This window comes from Pseudomonas sp. IPO3774, from assembly GCF_013386835.1.
GTDB lineage: Bacteria > Pseudomonadota > Gammaproteobacteria > Pseudomonadales > Pseudomonadaceae > Aquipseudomonas.
In genome coordinates this window covers 1-17,395 of record NZ_JACAQY010000075.1, presented here as the reverse complement: position 1 = coordinate 17,395, position 17,395 = coordinate 1, and the positions used below count along the sequence as shown (strand labels likewise).

Sequence of the window (17,395 nt, the reverse complement as noted above, 5' to 3'; positions counted from 1 at the left end):
GGCCGGGTTAGCCGTCCTGGGCCAAGGATGGCCCATGACGGCGGCCCACGGTCCAAAGCCGGAGTGAGGGCACACCGAGCCTAGGCGAGGTGCCGAGTGGTGGGGCAAGAGCCTTTTGGTTACTTTTGGGCTCCTTTCAAAAGTGACCCGCTGTAAGAGCGGAACCCATTTAAGCCATCACCCAAATAATGGATATTCACCCCCAAAGCCTACCGCTCAATCGACCGACTCCACCGCGCATTCCACTCGGGCCGCGCCTGGTTCACCTGATCCCAATCAATCGAAATCGCCGTCTGCAAATAACTGTTCATCGCCTCCACCCGCGCCCGGGTTTTGTCGGTAGTCGGCGTCGTAGGATTCGAAGGAATCTGATCCCCCAGTTCCAAAGCCGGCGCCTGAGCCTCTGCGGTCAACAAGAACTGCGCCAGTTTCTGCGCCAACTCCGGCTGGTCATTCCGCGCAATCACACACTCCGCCACGTTCAACACCACCGCGCCTTCCTTCGGCTGCGCATACTCCATCGGCACACCCAACAACTGCTGCGTGGTCACCTGCGTCGGCGTCAGCGGAAAGATCGCCGCCTCATCCGTCTGCACCATCTCGGAAATCTTCGCCGAGCTGGCGATGTACTCCAGCACATTCGGCCCAACCGTTTTCGGCCAGGCCTTGAACCCCGGCTCCACGTTGGTCTCGCTGCCCCCCTGAATCCGGTTGAACATGAGGAACCCGTGCAACCCAAATGTGGACGAGGCCAACGACTGGAACACCACCTTGTCCTTGAAGCGCGGGTCGGCCAGGTCCATCCACGACGTCGGCGGCGCCCAGCCCTTTTCCTTGAACATCTTGGCGTTGTAGCCCAACCCGGTCACCCCGAGCGTCACCGCAACCGCTTCTTCCTTGATCTTCGCCTTGGCCGGAATCTGATCCAGGGTCGGATTGGGCGTGAGCTTCTCGCACAACCCCATGGAAATCGCGCGGTACATGATGCCGTCGTCGAGGAACATCACGTGCATCTGCGGGTTGTCCTTGTTGGCCTGCACCTTGGCCAGGATGTCCGACGAGGTGCCCGGCACGATCACCACCTTGACGTTGTTGGCCTTTTCGAACGCGGGCAGCACCTTGTCGGCGTAGACCCGCTCCATGGTGCCGCCGTTCATGCCCAGGTACAGCGTCGGTGCGGCGTGGGCCGCCGTGCTCAACAGGGCGAGGGACAGGCAAGACAGCGCAGTACGTTTGATCATGTGCATGAATCTTCCTCTCAGGCTTGGAAACGACGGATGGAAAATGCTTCGATGGGCTGCCGGCTGGCCCCCGTGCAGACGATCTCTGCCAGGGCTTCACCGACCGCAGGGCCGAGCTGGAACCCGGCGCCGGCAAAGCCGAAACCGTGGAGCAGGCCGGGTTGGGTGCTGCTGTCGCCGATCACCGGTTCGTGGTCGGGCAGATAACCTTCGGTGCCGCTCCAGGTACGGATCGCCTGGGCACCCTTGAGGAACGGGTACAACTCGCCGGCATTGCGCAGAATCTCCAGCACCGCCGCCTGGCCCGGGCGGGCTTGTTGCGGGCCCAGGGCAAAGCCGCGCCCGCCACCGAGGATGCAATTGCCCCGGGCGACTTGCCGCGCATAAATCCCGCCGCCTTCCACCCCGGTGCTCACGTCCATCACCACCGGCAACGGCTCGGTCACGAGCATCGCCGGGTGCGCCGAGGTCATCGGCACCGGCTCGCCAAAGTGCGTGGCCACGGTGCCGGCCCAGGCGCCGGCGCAGTTCAGCAGCCAGGGGGCTTGCAGCTGCAGCCCATTGGCACAGCGCAACTGAAACCGCTGGCCGTCATGTTCAAGATGGGTGACTTCGGTTTGCTCCATCACCCGAGCACCGTGGCGTTGCGCCGCGCGGGCAAAGGCGGGGGAGACCAGGCGCGGATTGGCGTGGCCGTCTTCGGGGCATAACGACGCGCCGACTGCCACATCACCCACCCACGGGAACCGGGCGCGCAGTTGAGCGTGATCCAGCATTTGCAGTCCCAGGCCAAAGCCTCGAGTGGCGTCGGCGTAAGCCTGCAGAGCTGCAAAGTCTTCCTGACTGCGGGCCAGTTTCAAATGCCCGGAGCGCACGTATTCGCCGTCGATGCCAATCAGCCCCGGCAAGTCGGACCACAGCTCATGGGCACGCTGCGATAGCGGCAGTTGGTGCAATGGCCGCCCCTGGCGCCGCACGCCGCCATAGTTCACTCCGCTGGAGTGCGAGCCACAAAAGTCCCGCTCCAACAGCACCACGCGGCGACCTTTCTGCGCCAGCATCAAAGCCGCCGAGGCCCCGACAATCCCGCCACCCAACACGATCACTTCACTGTCGATCATGGCTGCACCTCCACGCCAAACGGCAAGGGTTTGATCGGTGCCTGGCCACGCAGGCGGCCAACGTTTTCAATCTCGCGGCCACTGCGCTGGGCAACGATTTCCGCCGCCGCCAGCCCGCACATCCGGCCCTGGCAGCGACCCATGCCAACCCGGCAATGGGCCTTGACCCGGTTCACTTCCCAGTGGCCTTCGTCCACCACCGCGCGTACTTCGCCGACGCTGACTTCTTCACAGCGGCACAGGATCAGTTCGTCCGGAGCTTCAGCGGCCCAGTTTTCCGGGAAGGGGAAGGCGGTTTCCAGGCCGTGGCGAAAGCGCTGGATACCTGCCAGTTGTTGTTCCAGCACGGGCCCGCGACGGTGGTCCATGGCAACACCGCTGTCTTCGAGCAAGGCCAATGCCGCTCGCTCGCCGGCCATTTGCGCCGCGTCGGCGCCCATGATTCCTGCACCGTCGCCAGCCAGATACACGCCCGCGACACTGCTACGCCCGGCCGCATCTCGCTGGGGCAACCAGGCGCGGTTCAATGCATTCCAGGCAAATTCACACCCAAGCAAATCCGCCAGTTGGGTCTCGCTGCGCAGGGCATGGGCGAAGGCCACGGCATCACAGGCGATTTCCTGCTGGTCCCAGTGGATGCCCGTCACTCGTTGCTCGCCCTCAATCCGCGACAACGTTGCCCCTTGATGCACCGGGATGCCGTGGGCCGTTAGCCAGGCGCGGTAGTACAAACCCTTGGCCAGGGTCGCCGGCTGGCCGAGCAATGCCGGCAGGGCGCGGCATTGGGCGCTGAACGGCGCGCTGTCGAGCACCGCCACCACCTTGGCCCCGGCCTTGGCGTACTGATACGCCACCAGGTACAGCAACGGCCCGCTGCCGCAGAACGCCACGCGCTCGCCGATGGCGCAGCCTTGATACTTCAGCGCGATTTGCGCCGCGCCCAGGCTGTACACACCGGGCAGCGTCCAGCCCGGCACGGGCAGGATGCGGTCGGTGGCGCCCGTGGCGACGATGATCTGCGCGTATTCGATGCTTTCGGCGTGGCCGTTGTTGAGCATGTCCAGGCGGCCATTTTCCGCATTCCACACCAGGGTTTCCGGCCGGTAGTCGATCCGGGTGGCCAGCTCATCCATGGTGCGATGCAGCGCTGTCGCCTTGCCCGCTTCAAACCCATACAGCTGCTTGGCCGAGCGCTGGAAGTTCGCCGGCTGGCGCCGATAGATCTGGCCGCCACCGCGCAGGCTCTCGTCCACCAACACCGGGGTTACGCCATGGACCAGCAAGGTCCGGGCTGCGGTAATGCCCGCCGGGCCTGCGCCCACTATCACCACGCTCTTCATGCCTGGCGCCCCGGGTCACGGCGAATCGCCTGGCCGTCTTCCAGCAAGGTCGAACAGGCGCGCACTCGCCGACCATCCTCCAGGCGTACCCAGCAATCCTGGCAAGCTCCCATCAGGCAGAAACCGGCGCGGCGTTCGGCGCTGAAATCACTGCCCCGCAGGTGCTCGGCGCAGGTCAGTACGGCAGTCAGCAAGGTGTCCCCGAGCAGGCCCGTGGCAGGCTGCCCATCGAGGGTGAACGCCAGGCTGGGCCGCTCGGTTTCCGCCAGTCGTTTGAACAGTGCCATCAATGTTTCCCTACCAACACGCGATCCAGGCCGTAGACCCGGTCCAGCAGAATCATTGCCGCCGCCGTCAACCCGATCACCAGCGCCGACACGGCCGCCATCATCGGGTCGATGGATTCGGTGGCGTACACGTACATGCGCACCGGCAAGGTCTGGGTGGCCGGCGAGCTGACAAAGATCGACAGGGTCACTTCATCGAAACTGTTGATGAACGCCAGCAACCAGCCGCCGGCCACGCCGGGCAGAATCATCGGCAAGGTGATCTGGCGAAACAGGGTGAAGCGGCTGGCGCCGAGGGATTCGGCAGCCTGCTCGGCGCTGCGGTCAATGCCGATGGCGGCCGCCAATACCAGGCGCAATACGTAAGGCGTGATGATCACCACGTGGGCCAGCATCAACCAGGTGAAGCTGCCGTTGACGCCCATCATTGCGAACAGCCGCAGCATCGCCACCCCCAGCACCAGGTGCGGGATGATGATCGGCGAGAGGAACAGCGCACTGAAGAAGTTACGGCCGGGGAACTGGTAGCGACTGATTGCCAGCGCCGCCGGTACCGCGATCAACGTCGCCAGGGTGGCGGCAACGAACGCCAGGACCAGGCTGTTGTAGAACGCCTGGATAAAGTCCGCGCGCTCGAACACCGCATGAAACCAGCGCAGGGAGAAGCCCGAAGTGGGCAGGCTCAAGGTGTTTTCCGGGGTGAAGGCCACCAGGCACACCACCACCAGCGGCGCCATCATGAACAGCACCACCAGGCCGTGAAAGCCCAGGGCCAAAGGACCGTTTCTGGACATCGTCTTATACTCCCAGGGACTTTTTGTAGCGGCCTTCGACCATGCGGTTCCAGCTCAGCATGATCAGCAAGTTGACCAACAGCAGCACCACCGCGATGGTCGCGCCCATGGGCCAGTTGAGTTCCGAGAGGTATTGGTCGTAGACCACCGTGGCGACCATCTTCAGGCGGCGTCCGCCCAGCAGGCCGGGGATCGCGAAGGAGCTGGCAGCCAGACCGAACACGATCAGGGTGCCGGACAGCACACCGGGCATCACCTGCGGCAACACGATCTTGCGCATCACCGTGGCCTGGCTGGCACCCAGGGACAGCGCCGCCTGTTCCGCCGACGGGTCGAGCTTCTGCAGGGAGGTCCACACCGGGATGATCATGAACGGCAGCATCACGTGTACCAGTGCGATGATCACGGCGAACGAGGTGTACAGCAGCTTCACCGGCTTGCCGCCCAGGGCCTGGATCACCTGGTTCACCAGGCCATCGGCACCCAGCAGCAGGCTCCAGCCGAAGGCCCGCACCACCACCGAAATCAACAGCGGGGTGAGGATCAGGATCAGGAAGATCGAGCGCCATGGCGTGCCCATGCGGCTGAGGATGTAGGCCTCGGGCACGCCGATCACCACGCAGAGCAAGGTCACCAGGGCACTGATCCAGAAGGTGCGCCAGAAGATCTCGTAGAAGTACGAATCGCTGAACAGCGACAGGTAGTGGGCGAAGGTCCACTCATCGGCCTTCACCCCTACCTGATAGTCGAACACGTTGAACGACAGCACCAGTGTCAGGCCCAGGGGCAGGATCAGCAGCCCGAAAAACAACACCAGCGCCGGCAACGACAACAGGTAGCCACGGCTCATGCGCGCACCTCATCCGCTGCCAGCACCCGCAACAGGTTCGACTCCCAGTCCAGGCCCACTGCAGCGCCGCAAGCCAATGGCGCGCTGCCGTCATTGCGGCGGACCACGGTCAGCTCGCCGATCTCGGTCTTGATGCGATACAGCCATTGGCTGCCGAAGAAGTAGCTGTCGAGGATCCTGCCTTGCAGGCGACCCGAGCCGGCGGCCACCAGGTCGATCTTTTCCGGGCGCAGGCTCAGGGTCAGCTCGCCGTTGCCCGGCTCGAAGCGCACTTGCGGCGCGCCGAGTTGATCGAAATCGCCCGCCAGCAGGTTGGCCTTGCCGACAAAGTCCGAGATGAAGCGCGTGCGCGGGTGTTCATAGAGTTTGTACGGCGCGTCGATTTGCGTCACGCGCCCGGCCTGCATCACTACTACCCGGTCGCTGATGGACAGCGCTTCGGCCTGGTCGTGGGTGACCATCAGGGTGGTGATCCCGACTTCACACTGGATGCGACGGATCTCGAACTGCATCTCTTCGCGCAGGTTGGCGTCGAGGTTGGAGAGGGGCTCGTCCAGCAGCAACACCGGCGGCTCGATCACCAGGGCGCGGGCCAGGGCCACGCGCTGGCGCTGGCCGCCGGACAGTTCCCGCGGGTAGCGCTCGGCGTGGGGCGCCAGGCGCACCAGTTCCAGCACGGTCTTGACTCTGCTTGCGATCTCAGTGGCAGGCACCTTGCGCATCTTCAGGCCGAAGGCGACGTTGTCGCGCACGCTCATGTGGGGGAACAGCGCGTAGCTCTGGAACACCACGCCCAGGCCGCGGCTGGCGGGTTTGGCGTGGGTGATGTCGCGACCGTCGAGGACGATCTGGCCACCGGTGACGTCGACGAAGCCGGCGATCATTTGCAAGGTGGTGGTCTTGCCGCAGCCCGAGGGGCCGAGCAGGGACACGAATTCGCCTTTTTCCACCGCAAGATCAGTGGCGACCACCGCGTCGACGGCGCCGTAGCGTTTGCTCAAGGCGTTGAGTTGGAGAAAAGCCATGTCTGCGTTCCACCTTTTTGAGTCGCGTCGAAACGCGCTTTTTTGTTTTGGGCAGATGCGAAAAGGGTGTTGCGGGTGCGTTGGCGCTCGATCTTGAGTCGGCTGCCGTGAGTTGTTCATTTCGCCCCTGTGGACGCAGATTAGGGCGAAAGACTAGGATGGCGGAAGATGGAATTTCACTGGATAGAGTACTTTTTTCGGTTTCATTCACTGACCAGAATTTAGTGTGAGATATCGGCTTATGGATTCCACTGAGCGGAATAAAAGTGTCAAAGAAGTCGGCGCCGGTGGCGTCTCCCGGTTGTTTGCATTACTGCGCATCCTCGGCGCGGCGCCGGACGGTGGTGAACGGGTGACGCAACTGGCGCAGCAGGTGGGGCTGTCGCAACCGACCACCCACCGACTGCTGCGCAGCCTGATGGACGAGGGCATGGTGGAGCAGGATGCGCGCAGCAAGCGCTATCGGCTGAGCCTGGAGTTCTTCGCACTGGCGGCGAATGCGGGCAACACCGGCAACCTGCGGGACCTGGTGCGGCCGAGCATGTTGCGCCTCAGTGCGTCGTTGGGGGATTCATTGTTCCTGCTGGCGCGCAGCGGGTTTGATGCGATCTGCCTGGACCGCAGTGAAGGGCCGTATCCGATCCGTACCTTTACCGGTGATATCGGCGGCCGCGTGGCGCTGGGCGTGGGGCAGGGCAGCCTGGCGATTTTGGCGTTTTTGCCGGAGGAAGAGCGCGAGACGGTGATCCGCTACAACTTGCCGCGGCTCAAGGATTTTCACCTGTACGACGAGGTGTTTTTGCGTTCGGAGGTGGAGAGTGTGCGGCGGTTGGGGTATGCGGCGCGCAATACCGGGGTGCTGGAAGGCATGGCCGGGTTGGCGGTGCCGATCCTGGATCGCAATGGGCATGCGGTGGCGGCGTTGAGTGTGGCGACCATCAGCGACCGGCTGGGGCCGGGGCGGCTGCCGACGGTGGTGGAGTTGTTGAAGCGCGAGGCGGCGGCGATCGGGCCGAAGATCAACCCGTTTGATCCGACGTTGCGCCGGCCTTCGCAGATCTTCGGTGGGTAGGTAATACCAGTAACGACACAGATCAAATGTGGGAGCGGGCTTGCTCGCGAATGCGGTGTATCAGTAAAAAATTTGGTGACTGACACACCGCATTCGCGAGCAAGCCCGCTCCCACATTTTAGACCGTGGCCATCTGTGGGATCCGGGTTGGACTCATCGCCGCCATCGCCACCGAAGTCGCCGCCGTGCGCGTCTCCACTCCCAGCTTCACATACACATGCTCCAGATGCTTGTTCACCGTCCTCGGACTCAACCCAAGAATGTCGCCAATATCCCGATTGGTCTTGCCACACGCCACCCAACGCAGCACTTCCACCTCCCGCTCCGTCAGTTGAAACCGCGCCGACAATAGCTTGTGCGCCGGCTCATCCTCCAGGGTGATCACGCTCGGCTGTGTCGCCGCCCGCGCCGACAGCAAAATCCGCGACGTACGCAAATGCGCCGCCACCCGCGCCAGCACTTCATCGGTCTGGATCGGCTTGGTCACGTAATCGCTGCCGCCCACCTCGAACCCCTGCACCACATGCTTGCTGTCGGTCAGCCCAGTCATGAACACCACCGGAATATCCGCGCTGGCCGGTTGTGCCTTGAGCCGGCGGCAGGTTTCAAAGCCGTCCAGCCCGGGCATCACCGCGTCCAGCAGGATCAAATCCGGGCGCCGGCGTTGCACGCGGTTCAGCGCGCTGAGGCCGTCCAGCGCCACCAGCACCATGTAGCCGGCGTCGTCCAGGGCGTCGGAGAGCATGGCCAGGTTGTCCGGGGTGTCGTCGACAATCAGCACCACGCCGGGCTCAGCGCTGTGGGTCAAGGCATTCATCTTCGGCCTCCTTCAGGATGCGGTTGAGTTCTTCCAGGCGAAAGCTTTTCAGCAAGGCCCGGAGCTTGTTGATGAACGGTGCGGTACCTGGGCTGTCCAGCACGATGGCGTCGAGCTTTTCATGCAAACCACGCACATAGCCAATGGCGCTCAGTTCGGCGAGCACCGCGAGTTCTTCTGCGCTGGGTAGCGCGCCTTGGGTCGCGACCGGCGCGGCGAGGGGTGTGCGACGGCGCAGCCATTGCAAGTCCAGGTGCAGTTGCAGGCGTCCGAGCAGTTCAGGGGTACGCACCGGCTTGGCCAGGTAGTCGTTGCAGGCGCCGGCGATGCTGCGTTCGCGGTCGTCAGTGAAGGCGTTGGCGGAGATGATGATAATCGGCGCGGCAGACAGCGCATTACGCCGGATCATCCGGCTGGTGGCCCAGCCGTCCATGGTCGGCATCGACAGGTCCATCAGGATCAGGTCCGGCGACAGCAGCGCCACCTGGCGGATCGCCTCCTGGCCGTTGCTGGCCTGGGACACCTCGAAGCCCAGGGGCGTGAGCATGCCGCTGAGCACCTTGCGATGGTCCACGTGGTCATCCACCACCAGGATGCGCCGTCGTTCGCCGTGGTAGCCGATGATGTCGTGCTCCACATGCACCACCGCTTGCGGCACGCGGACCTGGGACAGGAACAGCCGTACCTGGAAGCAGGTGCCCTTGTCCAGCTCGCTGACCACCCGCAATTCGCCGCCCATCAACGAGGTCAGCATGCGTGTGATGGTCAGGCCCAGACCCACGCCGTTGTCCTGGCGTATCAGGTCGCCGCGTTCAAACGGCTGGAAAATCCGCTCGATCTGTTCGGGGTCAATCCCGATGCCGGTGTCGATGATTTCGAAGTTGGCGGTCTCGCGCATGTAGCTGACCCGCAGGCGCACCTCGCCGCTGTCGGTGAAGTTGATCGCGTTGCCCAGCAGGTTGATCAGGATCTGCCGCACGCGTTTTTCATCACCACGCACCACAGCAGGGATCTTGCCCACGCAGTCCAGGCGAAAGCGCAGGCCCTTGTCTTCGGCCTGGGGGGTGAACATTTGTTCCAGGTCGTGGATCAGTTCCGGGAAGGGGATTTCGGTGAGTTCCAGGCGCAGCTTGCCGGCCTCGATCTTCGCCACGTCCAGCAGGCCGTCGATCAGCGACAGCAGGTGCGAGCCGCTGCGCAGGATGGTCGCCAGGGCGTCCTGATGCTGTTCGGGCATGGCACTGTCGCGCTGCAGGATCTGGGTGAAGCCAAGGATGCTGTTGAGCGGCGTGCGCAGCTCGTGGGACAGCCCGGTGACGTAGCGACTCTTGGCCGCGTTCGCTGCTTCCGAGGCTTCCTTGGCCTGTTGCAGGGCCTGGTCGGTGAGGCTGTGGGCGGCGATCTCCTGCATCAGCAGCGAGGTTTGCCGGTCGGATTCTTCCTGGGCCACCCGCCGGCTTTCGCGGGTGAGTACTACCCACCAGGCGAGTACGGCGGCTAGCACCGAGAGCGTGAGGAACGCCTTGAAAAACGCCTGGTACAAGGTTTGCGAATGGGGCAAACCCTGGGCCGCCTGCATGTAGATCAGCGCCAGCGCCCCGGCGAGCATCAGCACCAGCGCCATCAACAATCCGAGGTAATGCGCCAGCCGCGTATGCAGGCGCGGTACCAACGTCGTCGGCAGCAACCAGCGCAACACCCCTTCGAACTGGCTGGCCAGGCGTGCGTGGGGTTTGCAACGGTCGCCGCAACGCGCATCCAGTGAGCAACAGAGCGAGCAGATCGGCGTGCTGTAGGCCGGGCAGAACGCCATGTCGGCGGTCTCGAACGGGTTGCTGCACAGCCCGCAGATCACCAGGCCGGTTCCGGGTTGCGGGTGTATCAATTGCGCCTCGCTGCTGCGCGCAATGTAGTAGCGGCCCTTGGTCAGCCACGCCAATAGCGGCGCCATGATTAACGCGGTGCCCAGCGCGACAAACGGTGGCGCAGCCTGGGCCAGGGCGCCGAACAGGCCGAAGTGGGCGAGAATCGACAGCAGCGAGGCAATCAGCATCGAGCCGACGCCCACCGGGTTGATGTCGTAGAGGTGCGCACGCTTGAATTCGATGTGCTTGGGTGACAGGCCCAGGGGCTTGTTGATTACCAGGTCCGCTACCAGCGTGCCGATCCAGGCAATCGCGATATTCGCGTAGAGCCCCAGCACCTGCTCGATCACATCGAACACGCCGAGCTCCATCAGCATCAGCGCAATGGCGACGTTGAACACCAGCCACACCACGCGGCCGGGGTGGCTGTGGGTCACGCGGGCAAAGAAGTTCGACCAGGCCAGGGAGCCGGCGTAGGCGTTGGTCAGGTTGATCTTCATCTGCGAGATGAACACGAACAGCACCATCGCCCCCAGCGCCCATTCGGGAGAGGAGAACACATAGCCGAACGCGACGAGGTACATCTGGGTTGGCTCGGCGGCGCGCTCCATGGGGATTTCATGTTGCAGGGCGAGGAACGCCAGGAACGCCCCGGCGAACATTTTCAACGCCCCCGGCACGATCCAGCCGGGCCCGGCGCATAACAGCGCGGCCCACCAGCGCTTGCGGTTGGCGCTGGTTTTTTCCGGAAGGAAGCGCAGGTAGTCCACCTGTTCGCCGATCTGCGTGACCAGCGACAGCGCCACGGTGCAGGCGGCGCAGAACGACAGCAGATTGAAGTCGCCACCGTCGCTGCTGCGGCCGACAAAGCTGGTCCAGTCGCTGAAGGCCTCGGGGTTTTTCCACAACACGAAGCCATAGGGCAGCACCAACAGCACCAGCCACAGCGGTTGCGTCCACAATTGCAGGCGGCTGATCAGCGTTACGCCGTAGGCCACCAGCGGGATCACCAGCAGTGAACAGATGACATAGGCGATGGCCAGCGGGATATGGAAATACAACTCCAGGGCCAGAGCCATGATCGCCGCTTCCAGGGCGAAGAACAGGAAGGTGAAGCTGGCGTAGATCAGCGAGGTGATGGTGGAGCCGATGTAACCGAAGCCCGCGCCGCGGGTCAGCAGGTCCATGTCTACGCCATAGCGGGCGGCGTAGTAGCTGATGGGCAGGCCGGTGAGAAAGATCACCAGGCTGATGGCGAGGATCGCCCAGAAGGTGTTGGTAAAGCCGTAGCTCAAGGCCAATACGCCGCCGATGGCCTCCAGCGCCAGGAACGACACCGCGCCCAAGGCGGTGTTGGCGATGCGCAGTTCCGACCATTTGCGGAAGGACTTCGGGGTGTAGCGCAGGGCGTAGTCTTCCATGGTCTCGTCGGCGACCCAGGAGTTGTAGTCGCGGCGGATCTTGACGATGCGCTGGGTGCCGGGGAGGGGGTGCACGGTGGGGAACTCCTGCAAGGATGGGGAGATGGCAGCAATATTCGTGCCCCAGTCCTGCGGGGTGCGCTCTTCGTGGCGAGGGAGCTTGCTCCCGTTGGACTGCGAAGCAGGCCCAGCAAGACCACTTCATTTTTCCAGGCAGAACCGGGTCGCCGGTTTTGGGGCCGCTGCGCAGCCCAACGGGAGCAAGCTCCCTCGCCACAGGGGTTTCCTTTCCCAAGGCGGGCGGGATCCTGCTCGAAAATGGTGCGCAACGGCATACGTCAAATGACGTACCCCGTTACGTCAGGCTGCGTATACCCGCCGTGGCCACCTGCCGCCATGCTGAACCCCTCATTGCAGAGGAGTCGCCCCATGGAATCACGATTGATCCGCTCCAAACCGTTGTTGGCCTTATCACTGCTGGCGGCGAGTCTGTTCAGCCATGGCGTCATGGCCGACAACGAAGGCCTGGCGGTGACGCCTACCGAAGTCACCGTCGGCCAGTTGCACTCGGCCACCGGCACCATGGCGATTTCCGAAACCGGTTCGATCCAGGCCGAACGCCTGGCCATCGAGCAGATCAACGCCTCGGGCGGGATCCTCGGGCGGCAGATCAAGGTGATCCAGGAAGACGGCGCGTCCGACTGGCCGACCTTCGCCGAAAAGGCCAAGAAACTGCTGGTGAACGACAAGGTGGCTGCAGTGTTCGGCTGCTGGACCTCCGCTTCACGTAAAGCCGTATTGCCGATCTTCGAGAAAGAAAACGGCCTGCTCTACTACCCGACCTTCTATGAAGGCCTGGAACAGTCGAAAAACGTGATCTACACCGGCCAGGAAGCGACCCAGCAAATCCTTGCCAGCCTCGACTGGATCGCCAAGACCAAGGGCGCCAAAACCTTCTACCTGGTGGGCTCGGACTACATCTGGCCGCGCACCTCGATGAAGATCGCGCGCAAGCACATTGAAAACGTCCTGCACGGCACCGTGGTCGGCGAAGACTACTACCCGCTGGGCAATACCCAGTTCGGTTCGCTGATCAACAAGGTCAAGCTGAAAAAGCCTGACGTGGTGTTTGCGGCCGTGGTGGGCGGCTCCAACGTGGCCTTCTACAAACAGCTCAACGCAGCGGGCGTGAATGCGTCCAAGCAAACCCTGTTGACCCTGTCGGTGACCGAAGACGAACTGCTGGGCATCGGCGGCGAAAACATGGCCGGCTTCTATGCCTCGATGAAGTACTTCCAGAGCCTCGACAACCCGAACAACAAAGCCTTCGTGGAAGCGTTCAAGGCCAAGTACGGCAAGGACGCAGTGATTGGCGACGTGACCCAGGCGGCCTACCTCGGCCCATGGTTGTGGAAAGCGGCGGTGGAGAAGGCCGGCAGTTTCGACGTGGATAAAGTCGTCGCCGCATCGCCTGGCATCGAGCTGAAAAACGCGCCGGAAGGCTATGTGAAGATCCACGAAAACCATCACCTGTGGAGCAAGTCGCGCATCGGCGAAGTGCAGCCCAATGGCCAGTTCAAGGTGATCTACGAGTCGGATCTGATCGAGCCGAATCCGTTTCCGAAAGGCTATCAATAACCTCGGGTCTGGCGCTGATCTGAATGTGGGAACTGGTTTTGTGTGGGAGCGGGCTTGCTCGCGAAAGCGGTGAATCAGTGAGTGCATCCGGTACTGACACACCGTATTCGCGAGCAAGCCCGCTCCCACACAAGCCAGCTCCCACATAAAGCAGAAGCAGATTGCATTTCAACCTCCCGCTCAGGAGACCATCATCATGGAATGGCTATCGGAATTTGGAGCCATCGCGGCGATGCAGGGGTTCAACGGCTTGTCCGTGTTCTGCGTGCTGTTGCTGATGGCATTGGGACTGGCAATCATCTTCGGCCAGATGGGCGTGATCAACATGGCCCACGGTGAGTTCCTGACCATTGGCGCCTACACCACCTACGTCTGTTCCAGCCTTACCGCGCATTTCGCGCCAGGCTTTCAGCCGTACTACTTTTTCGTTGCCATTGCCCTCTCATTCCTCGTCGCCGGCGCCGTGGGCTGGCTGGTGGAATGGGCGATGATCAGCCGCTTGTACAAGCGGCCCCTGGACACTTTGCTCGCCACCTGGGGTTTGTCCCTGGTGATGCAGCAAACCTTCCGCTCGGTGTTCGGCGCCCGTGAAGTGAGTGCCGAACCGCCGGCCTGGCTGATGGGTTCGGTGAACCTCAGCGACGCCATCGAGATCCCGCGCAACGGCCTGTTCATGATGGGCCTGACCGTGCTGCTGACCGGGGCGATCTTCGTCATGCTCTACCGTTCGCGCTGGGGCTTGCAGGTGCGCGCCACCGTGCAGAACCGCTTGATGAGCCGGGCGGTGGGCATCAACACGCGCAAGGTCGACCGCATGACCTTCGCCCTCGGCTGCGGCGTGGCGGGCGTGGCCGGTGCGGCGTTCACCACCATCGGCTCCACCGGGCCGACCGCCGGTTCGCAGTACATCGTCGACACCTTCCTGGTCGTCGTATTCGGCGGCGCGCAAAGCCTGTTCGGCACCATTGCCTCGGCGTTCGTGATTGCCCAGACCCAATCGCTGTCGGAGTTTTTCCTCAGTGGCTCGATGGCCAAGGTGCTGACGCTGTCGTCGGTGATCCTGATCCTGATGCTGCGCCCGCAAGGGTTGTTCTCCATCAAAGTGCGCAAGTAGAGGCGAACCGATGAAGGCTCTAGACAAACTGCTGGGCGGCCAGCAAAACCTGATCGGCATCGTGCTGTTGGCGCTGTTGATCCTCGTGGTGTTCCCGCTGACCCTGGACGCCTTCCGGCTGAACATGGTCGGCAAGTACCTGACCTACGCGTTCGTCGCGGTGGGCCTGGTGCTGTGCTGGGGCTATGGCGGGATTCTCAGCCTCGGGCAGGGCGTGTTTTTCGGCGTCGGCGGCTACTGCATGGCGATGTTCCTGAAGCTTGAGGCCTCGGACCCGATCAGCACCAAGATCCAGTCCACCCCGGGCATCCCGGACTTCATGGACTGGAACCAGATCACCGAATTGCCGTGGCTCTGGCAGCCGTTCCACAGCTTCACGTTTACCTTGTTCGCGGTGGTTGCGGTGCCGGTGCTGCTGGCGTTCATCATTGGCATGGCGCTGTTCAAGCGGCGGGTGGGCGATGTGTATTTCTCCATCGTCACCCAGGCGATTGCGCTGATCCTCACGGTGCTGATCGTCGGCCAGCAAGGCCTTACCGGTGGTGTCAATGGCATTACTGACCTCAAGACCCTGCTGGGCTGGGACCTGCGCGGTGACGGCGCGAAGATGATCCTGTATTTCATCAACGCCGGGCTGTTGTTCGGCTGCATCTTCATTGGCCGTTTTATCCTCGCCTCGAAGCTGGGCCGGCTGTTGATGGCCATGCGCGACAAGGAAGAGCGGGTACGGTTTTCCGGGTATGACGTGGCCAGTTTCAAGATTTTCGTGTTCTGCGTGGCGGCGGCGTTCTCGGCGATTGGCGGGGCGATGTTTGCCTTGCAGGTGGGCTTTATGTCGCCGTCGTTCGTGGGCATCGTGCCGTCCATCGAGATGGTGATCTTTGCCGCGGTGGGCGGGCGCATGTCACTGCTGGGCGCGGTGTATGGCGCGTTGCTGGTGAACTATGGCAAGACCTACTTTTCCGAATCCTTCCCCGAGCTGTGGCTGTACCTGATGGGCGGGTTGTTTATCGCCGTGGTCATGTACTTCCCCAACGGCCTGGCGGGGTTGTGGGACAGCCATGGTCGCCAGGCCCTGGCCCGAGTGTTGCGGCGCAAGCCGGTGGTCAAGGCCGAGCCCGCGAAGATCAAGCCCAAGGCTGAAGCCAAGATCCTGGAGACACAGCCATGACCGCCGTCGGTTTTGAAATGAAGAAACCGGTGTTGGCTATCGAAGGCCTCACCGTGTCATTCGATGGCTTCAAGGCTGTCGACAACCTCAACCTGTATATCGACCGCAATGAAGTGCGGGTGGTGATCGGGCCCAACGGCGCCGGCAAAACCACGGTGCTGGATTTGATCTGCGGCAAGACCCGTGCCACCAGTGGCAGCATCCAGTTCGACGGCCAGGAACTGACCAAAATGCGCGAATACAACATCGTGCGCGCCGGGGTAGGGCGCAAGTTCCAGAACCCATCGATCTACGAAAACCTCACGGTGTTTGAAAACCTCGAGATGTCGTATCCGGCTGGGCGCAAGGTGTGGGGCGCGCTGTTTTTCAAGCGTAATGCCCAGGTGATTGCGCGGGTCGAGGAGGTGGCGCGGGAAATCTTCCTCGGCGACTTGTTGCAGCAGCAGGCGGACCTGCTGTCCCACGGGCAAAAGCAGTGGCTGGAGATTGGCATGCTGCTGATGCAAGACCCTGAATTGCTGATGCTCGACGAGCCGGTGGCCGGGATGAGCGTCAACGAGCGGGTGCAAACTGCCGAGTTGCTCAAGCGCATCAGCCAGGGGCGCTCGGTGTTGGTGATCGAGCACGACATGGAGTTCGTCAAGAGCATTGCCCACAAGGTCACGGTGTTGCATCAGGGCAAGGTGCTGGCCGAGGGCAGCATGGAGTCGGTGCAGAGCAATCCGAAAGTCATTGAAGTGTATTTGGGCCACTGAGGAGTCGGGCATGTTCAAGATCGACAAGCTGTCGTGTGGGTACGGGCAGAGCCAGATTCTTCACGACCTGGAGCTGGATGTGGCGAAGCGTGAGATCGTCGCGGTGATGGGGCGCAACGGGATGGGCAAGACCACGTTGTTCAAGAGCCTGATGGGTATTTTGCCGCAGTGGCAGGGGCAGGTCAGTGTGGATGGGCATGATGTGTCTGCGCTTGAAACCCATGAGCGGGTGGAGCGGGGGATTGCCTATGTGCCGCAGGGGCGGATGATTTTTCCCAGCATGAGTGTGTTGGAGAATATACAGACTGGGTTGCCGGCGGCGGCCCGGGGCAGGGTGCCTGAGGATTTGTATGCGCTGTTTCCGGTGCTGTATGACATGCGTTCGCGCAAGGGTGGGAATTTGTCTGGGGGGCAGCAACAGCAGTTGGCGATTGCCCGGGCGTTGGCGACGAATCCCAAGGTGTTGTTGCTCGATGAGCCGACTGAGGGGATTCAGCCTTCGATCATCAAGGACATTGCTCGTACGCTTAAGGAGATTCGCAATTTGCGAGATTTGACGATTGTTGTTTCTGAGCAGGTGTTGTCGTTTACTTTGGAAATTGCTGATCGGTTTTTGGTGATTGAGAAGGGGAGGTTTGTGATTGAGGAAACTCGGGATCGGGTGGATGAGGCGACTATCAGTCGGTACTTGTCGGTTTGACCTGGCTGGGTACATATCCGTTATTTGGGTAACGGCGGCTTATGGTTTCGCTCTTACAGCGAGTCACTTTGTAAAAGCGGCAAAGTAACCAAAGCGCTCTGCCCCGCCTGTCGGCGCCTCGCCTAGGCTCGGCGTTCCCTCACTCCGGCATTGCTCCGCGGGCCGCCGCGATGGGCCATCCATG

General features: G+C 62.5%; 15 protein-coding genes. 6 read left to right on the top strand and 9 right to left on the bottom strand.

The features are described from left to right. Positions 1 to 209 precede the first annotated feature (209 nt). From HYE77_RS32020 to HYE77_RS31990, 7 genes are read right to left on the bottom strand one after another with little or no spacing between them, the layout of a single operon-like run. Positions 210 to 1,241 carry an ABC transporter substrate-binding protein gene (locus tag HYE77_RS32020; RefSeq protein ID WP_003218283.1) on the bottom strand — a complete coding sequence of 344 codons (1,032 nt, stop codon included), beginning with the start codon at positions 1,239 to 1,241 and terminating at the stop codon, positions 210 to 212. 17 nt (positions 1,242 to 1,258) lie between these two features. Continuing rightward, positions 1,259 to 2,362 carry an FAD-binding oxidoreductase gene (locus HYE77_RS32015; protein ID WP_177070560.1) on the bottom strand — a complete coding sequence of 368 codons (1,104 nt, stop codon included), beginning with the start codon at positions 2,360 to 2,362 and terminating at the stop codon, positions 1,259 to 1,261. Continuing rightward, complete coding sequence (locus tag HYE77_RS32010; protein WP_177070558.1) at positions 2,359 to 3,702, bottom strand: NAD(P)/FAD-dependent oxidoreductase; 1,344 nt, start codon at positions 3,700 to 3,702, stop codon at positions 2,359 to 2,361. Before HYE77_RS32010 ends, HYE77_RS32015 begins: the two co-directional genes overlap by 4 nt. Beyond that, positions 3,699 to 3,989, bottom strand: a complete 291-nt coding sequence (locus HYE77_RS32005) for a (2Fe-2S)-binding protein (RefSeq protein WP_003218277.1) — start codon at positions 3,987 to 3,989, stop codon at positions 3,699 to 3,701. The genes HYE77_RS32010 and HYE77_RS32005 overlap by 4 nt, the downstream gene beginning before the upstream one ends. Beyond that, on the bottom strand, positions 3,989 to 4,783 hold the full coding sequence (locus tag HYE77_RS32000; protein WP_003218275.1) for an ABC transporter permease: 795 nt from the start codon (positions 4,781 to 4,783) through the stop codon (positions 3,989 to 3,991). The genes HYE77_RS32005 and HYE77_RS32000 overlap by 1 nt, the downstream gene beginning before the upstream one ends. A 4-nt stretch (positions 4,784 to 4,787) precedes the next feature. Then, positions 4,788 to 5,633 carry an ABC transporter permease gene (locus tag HYE77_RS31995; protein ID WP_003218273.1) on the bottom strand — a complete coding sequence of 282 codons (846 nt, stop codon included), beginning with the start codon at positions 5,631 to 5,633 and terminating at the stop codon, positions 4,788 to 4,790. After that, the gene (locus HYE77_RS31990; RefSeq protein ID WP_177052152.1) at positions 5,630 to 6,658 is read right to left on the bottom strand and encodes an ABC transporter ATP-binding protein; all 1,029 of its coding nucleotides are present in this window, start codon (positions 6,656 to 6,658) and stop codon (positions 5,630 to 5,632) included. Before HYE77_RS31990 ends, HYE77_RS31995 begins: the two co-directional genes overlap by 4 nt. 241 nt (positions 6,659 to 6,899) lie before the next feature. Here HYE77_RS31990 and HYE77_RS31985 point away from each other — a divergent pair, with 241 nt between their 5' ends. Further along, a complete protein-coding gene (locus HYE77_RS31985; RefSeq protein WP_177035855.1) occupies positions 6,900 to 7,730 on the top strand; it encodes an IclR family transcriptional regulator in 831 nt (276 codons plus the stop codon). A gap of 118 nt (positions 7,731 to 7,848) precedes the next feature. On the opposite strand, the gene HYE77_RS31980 is transcribed toward HYE77_RS31985, so the two are convergent. Together HYE77_RS31980 and HYE77_RS31975 are read right to left on the bottom strand one after the other, a co-directional pair. Next, positions 7,849 to 8,547, bottom strand: coding sequence for a response regulator (locus tag HYE77_RS31980; RefSeq protein WP_008430557.1), 699 nt, complete (start codon positions 8,545 to 8,547; stop codon positions 7,849 to 7,851). Continuing rightward, positions 8,522 to 11,908 (bottom strand): ATP-binding protein, encoded by a 3,387-nt coding sequence (locus HYE77_RS31975; protein ID WP_177070556.1) that lies wholly within the window; start codon positions 11,906 to 11,908, stop codon positions 8,522 to 8,524. Before HYE77_RS31975 ends, HYE77_RS31980 begins: the two co-directional genes overlap by 26 nt. A 354-nt stretch (positions 11,909 to 12,262) precedes the next feature. Here HYE77_RS31975 and urtA point away from each other — a divergent pair, with 354 nt between their 5' ends. From urtA to urtE, 5 genes are all read left to right on the top strand, one after another. Next, entirely contained in the window at positions 12,263 to 13,471 is a 1,209-nt protein-coding gene (gene urtA / locus HYE77_RS31970) for an urea ABC transporter substrate-binding protein (RefSeq protein ID WP_003218263.1), read from the top strand. A gap of 196 nt (positions 13,472 to 13,667) precedes the next feature. Then, a complete protein-coding gene (gene urtB / locus HYE77_RS31965) occupies positions 13,668 to 14,585 on the top strand; it encodes an urea ABC transporter permease subunit UrtB (protein WP_003218261.1) in 918 nt (305 codons plus the stop codon). A gap of 10 nt (positions 14,586 to 14,595) precedes the next feature. Continuing rightward, entirely contained in the window at positions 14,596 to 15,756 is a 1,161-nt protein-coding gene (gene urtC / locus HYE77_RS31960) for an urea ABC transporter permease subunit UrtC (protein ID WP_177042410.1), read from the top strand. After that, positions 15,753 to 16,511 carry an urea ABC transporter ATP-binding protein UrtD gene (gene urtD / locus HYE77_RS31955; RefSeq protein ID WP_087695377.1) on the top strand — a complete coding sequence of 253 codons (759 nt, stop codon included), beginning with the start codon at positions 15,753 to 15,755 and terminating at the stop codon, positions 16,509 to 16,511. Before urtC ends, urtD begins: the two co-directional genes overlap by 4 nt. Before the next feature lie 10 nt (positions 16,512 to 16,521). Continuing rightward, positions 16,522 to 17,211, top strand: coding sequence for an urea ABC transporter ATP-binding subunit UrtE (gene urtE / locus HYE77_RS31950; protein WP_008430563.1), 690 nt, complete (start codon positions 16,522 to 16,524; stop codon positions 17,209 to 17,211). Positions 17,212 to 17,395: the final 184 nt, after the last annotated feature.

Coding starts and splice junctions, on each gene's coding strand:
- HYE77_RS32020 (WP_003218283.1), bottom strand. CDS start 1,241: ATGATCAAACGTACTGCGCTGTCTTGCCTGTCCCTCGCCCTGTTGAGC.
- HYE77_RS32015 (WP_177070560.1), bottom strand. CDS start 2,362: ATGATCGACAGTGAAGTGATCGTGTTGGGTGGCGGGATTGTCGGGGCC.
- HYE77_RS32010 (WP_177070558.1), bottom strand. CDS start 3,702: ATGAAGAGCGTGGTGATAGTGGGCGCAGGCCCGGCGGGCATTACCGCA.
- HYE77_RS32005 (WP_003218277.1), bottom strand. CDS start 3,989: ATGGCACTGTTCAAACGACTGGCGGAAACCGAGCGGCCCAGCCTGGCG.
- HYE77_RS32000 (WP_003218275.1), bottom strand. CDS start 4,783: ATGTCCAGAAACGGTCCTTTGGCCCTGGGCTTTCACGGCCTGGTGGTG.
- HYE77_RS31995 (WP_003218273.1), bottom strand. CDS start 5,633: ATGAGCCGTGGCTACCTGTTGTCGTTGCCGGCGCTGGTGTTGTTTTTC.
- HYE77_RS31990 (WP_177052152.1), bottom strand. CDS start 6,658: ATGGCTTTTCTCCAACTCAACGCCTTGAGCAAACGCTACGGCGCCGTC.
- HYE77_RS31985 (WP_177035855.1), top strand. CDS start 6,900: ATGGATTCCACTGAGCGGAATAAAAGTGTCAAAGAAGTCGGCGCCGGT.
- HYE77_RS31980 (WP_008430557.1), bottom strand. CDS start 8,547: ATGAATGCCTTGACCCACAGCGCTGAGCCCGGCGTGGTGCTGATTGTC.
- urtA (WP_003218263.1), top strand. CDS start 12,263: ATGGAATCACGATTGATCCGCTCCAAACCGTTGTTGGCCTTATCACTG.
- urtB (WP_003218261.1), top strand. CDS start 13,668: ATGGAATGGCTATCGGAATTTGGAGCCATCGCGGCGATGCAGGGGTTC.
- urtC (WP_177042410.1), top strand. CDS start 14,596: ATGAAGGCTCTAGACAAACTGCTGGGCGGCCAGCAAAACCTGATCGGC.
- urtD (WP_087695377.1), top strand. CDS start 15,753: ATGACCGCCGTCGGTTTTGAAATGAAGAAACCGGTGTTGGCTATCGAA.
- urtE (WP_008430563.1), top strand. CDS start 16,522: ATGTTCAAGATCGACAAGCTGTCGTGTGGGTACGGGCAGAGCCAGATT.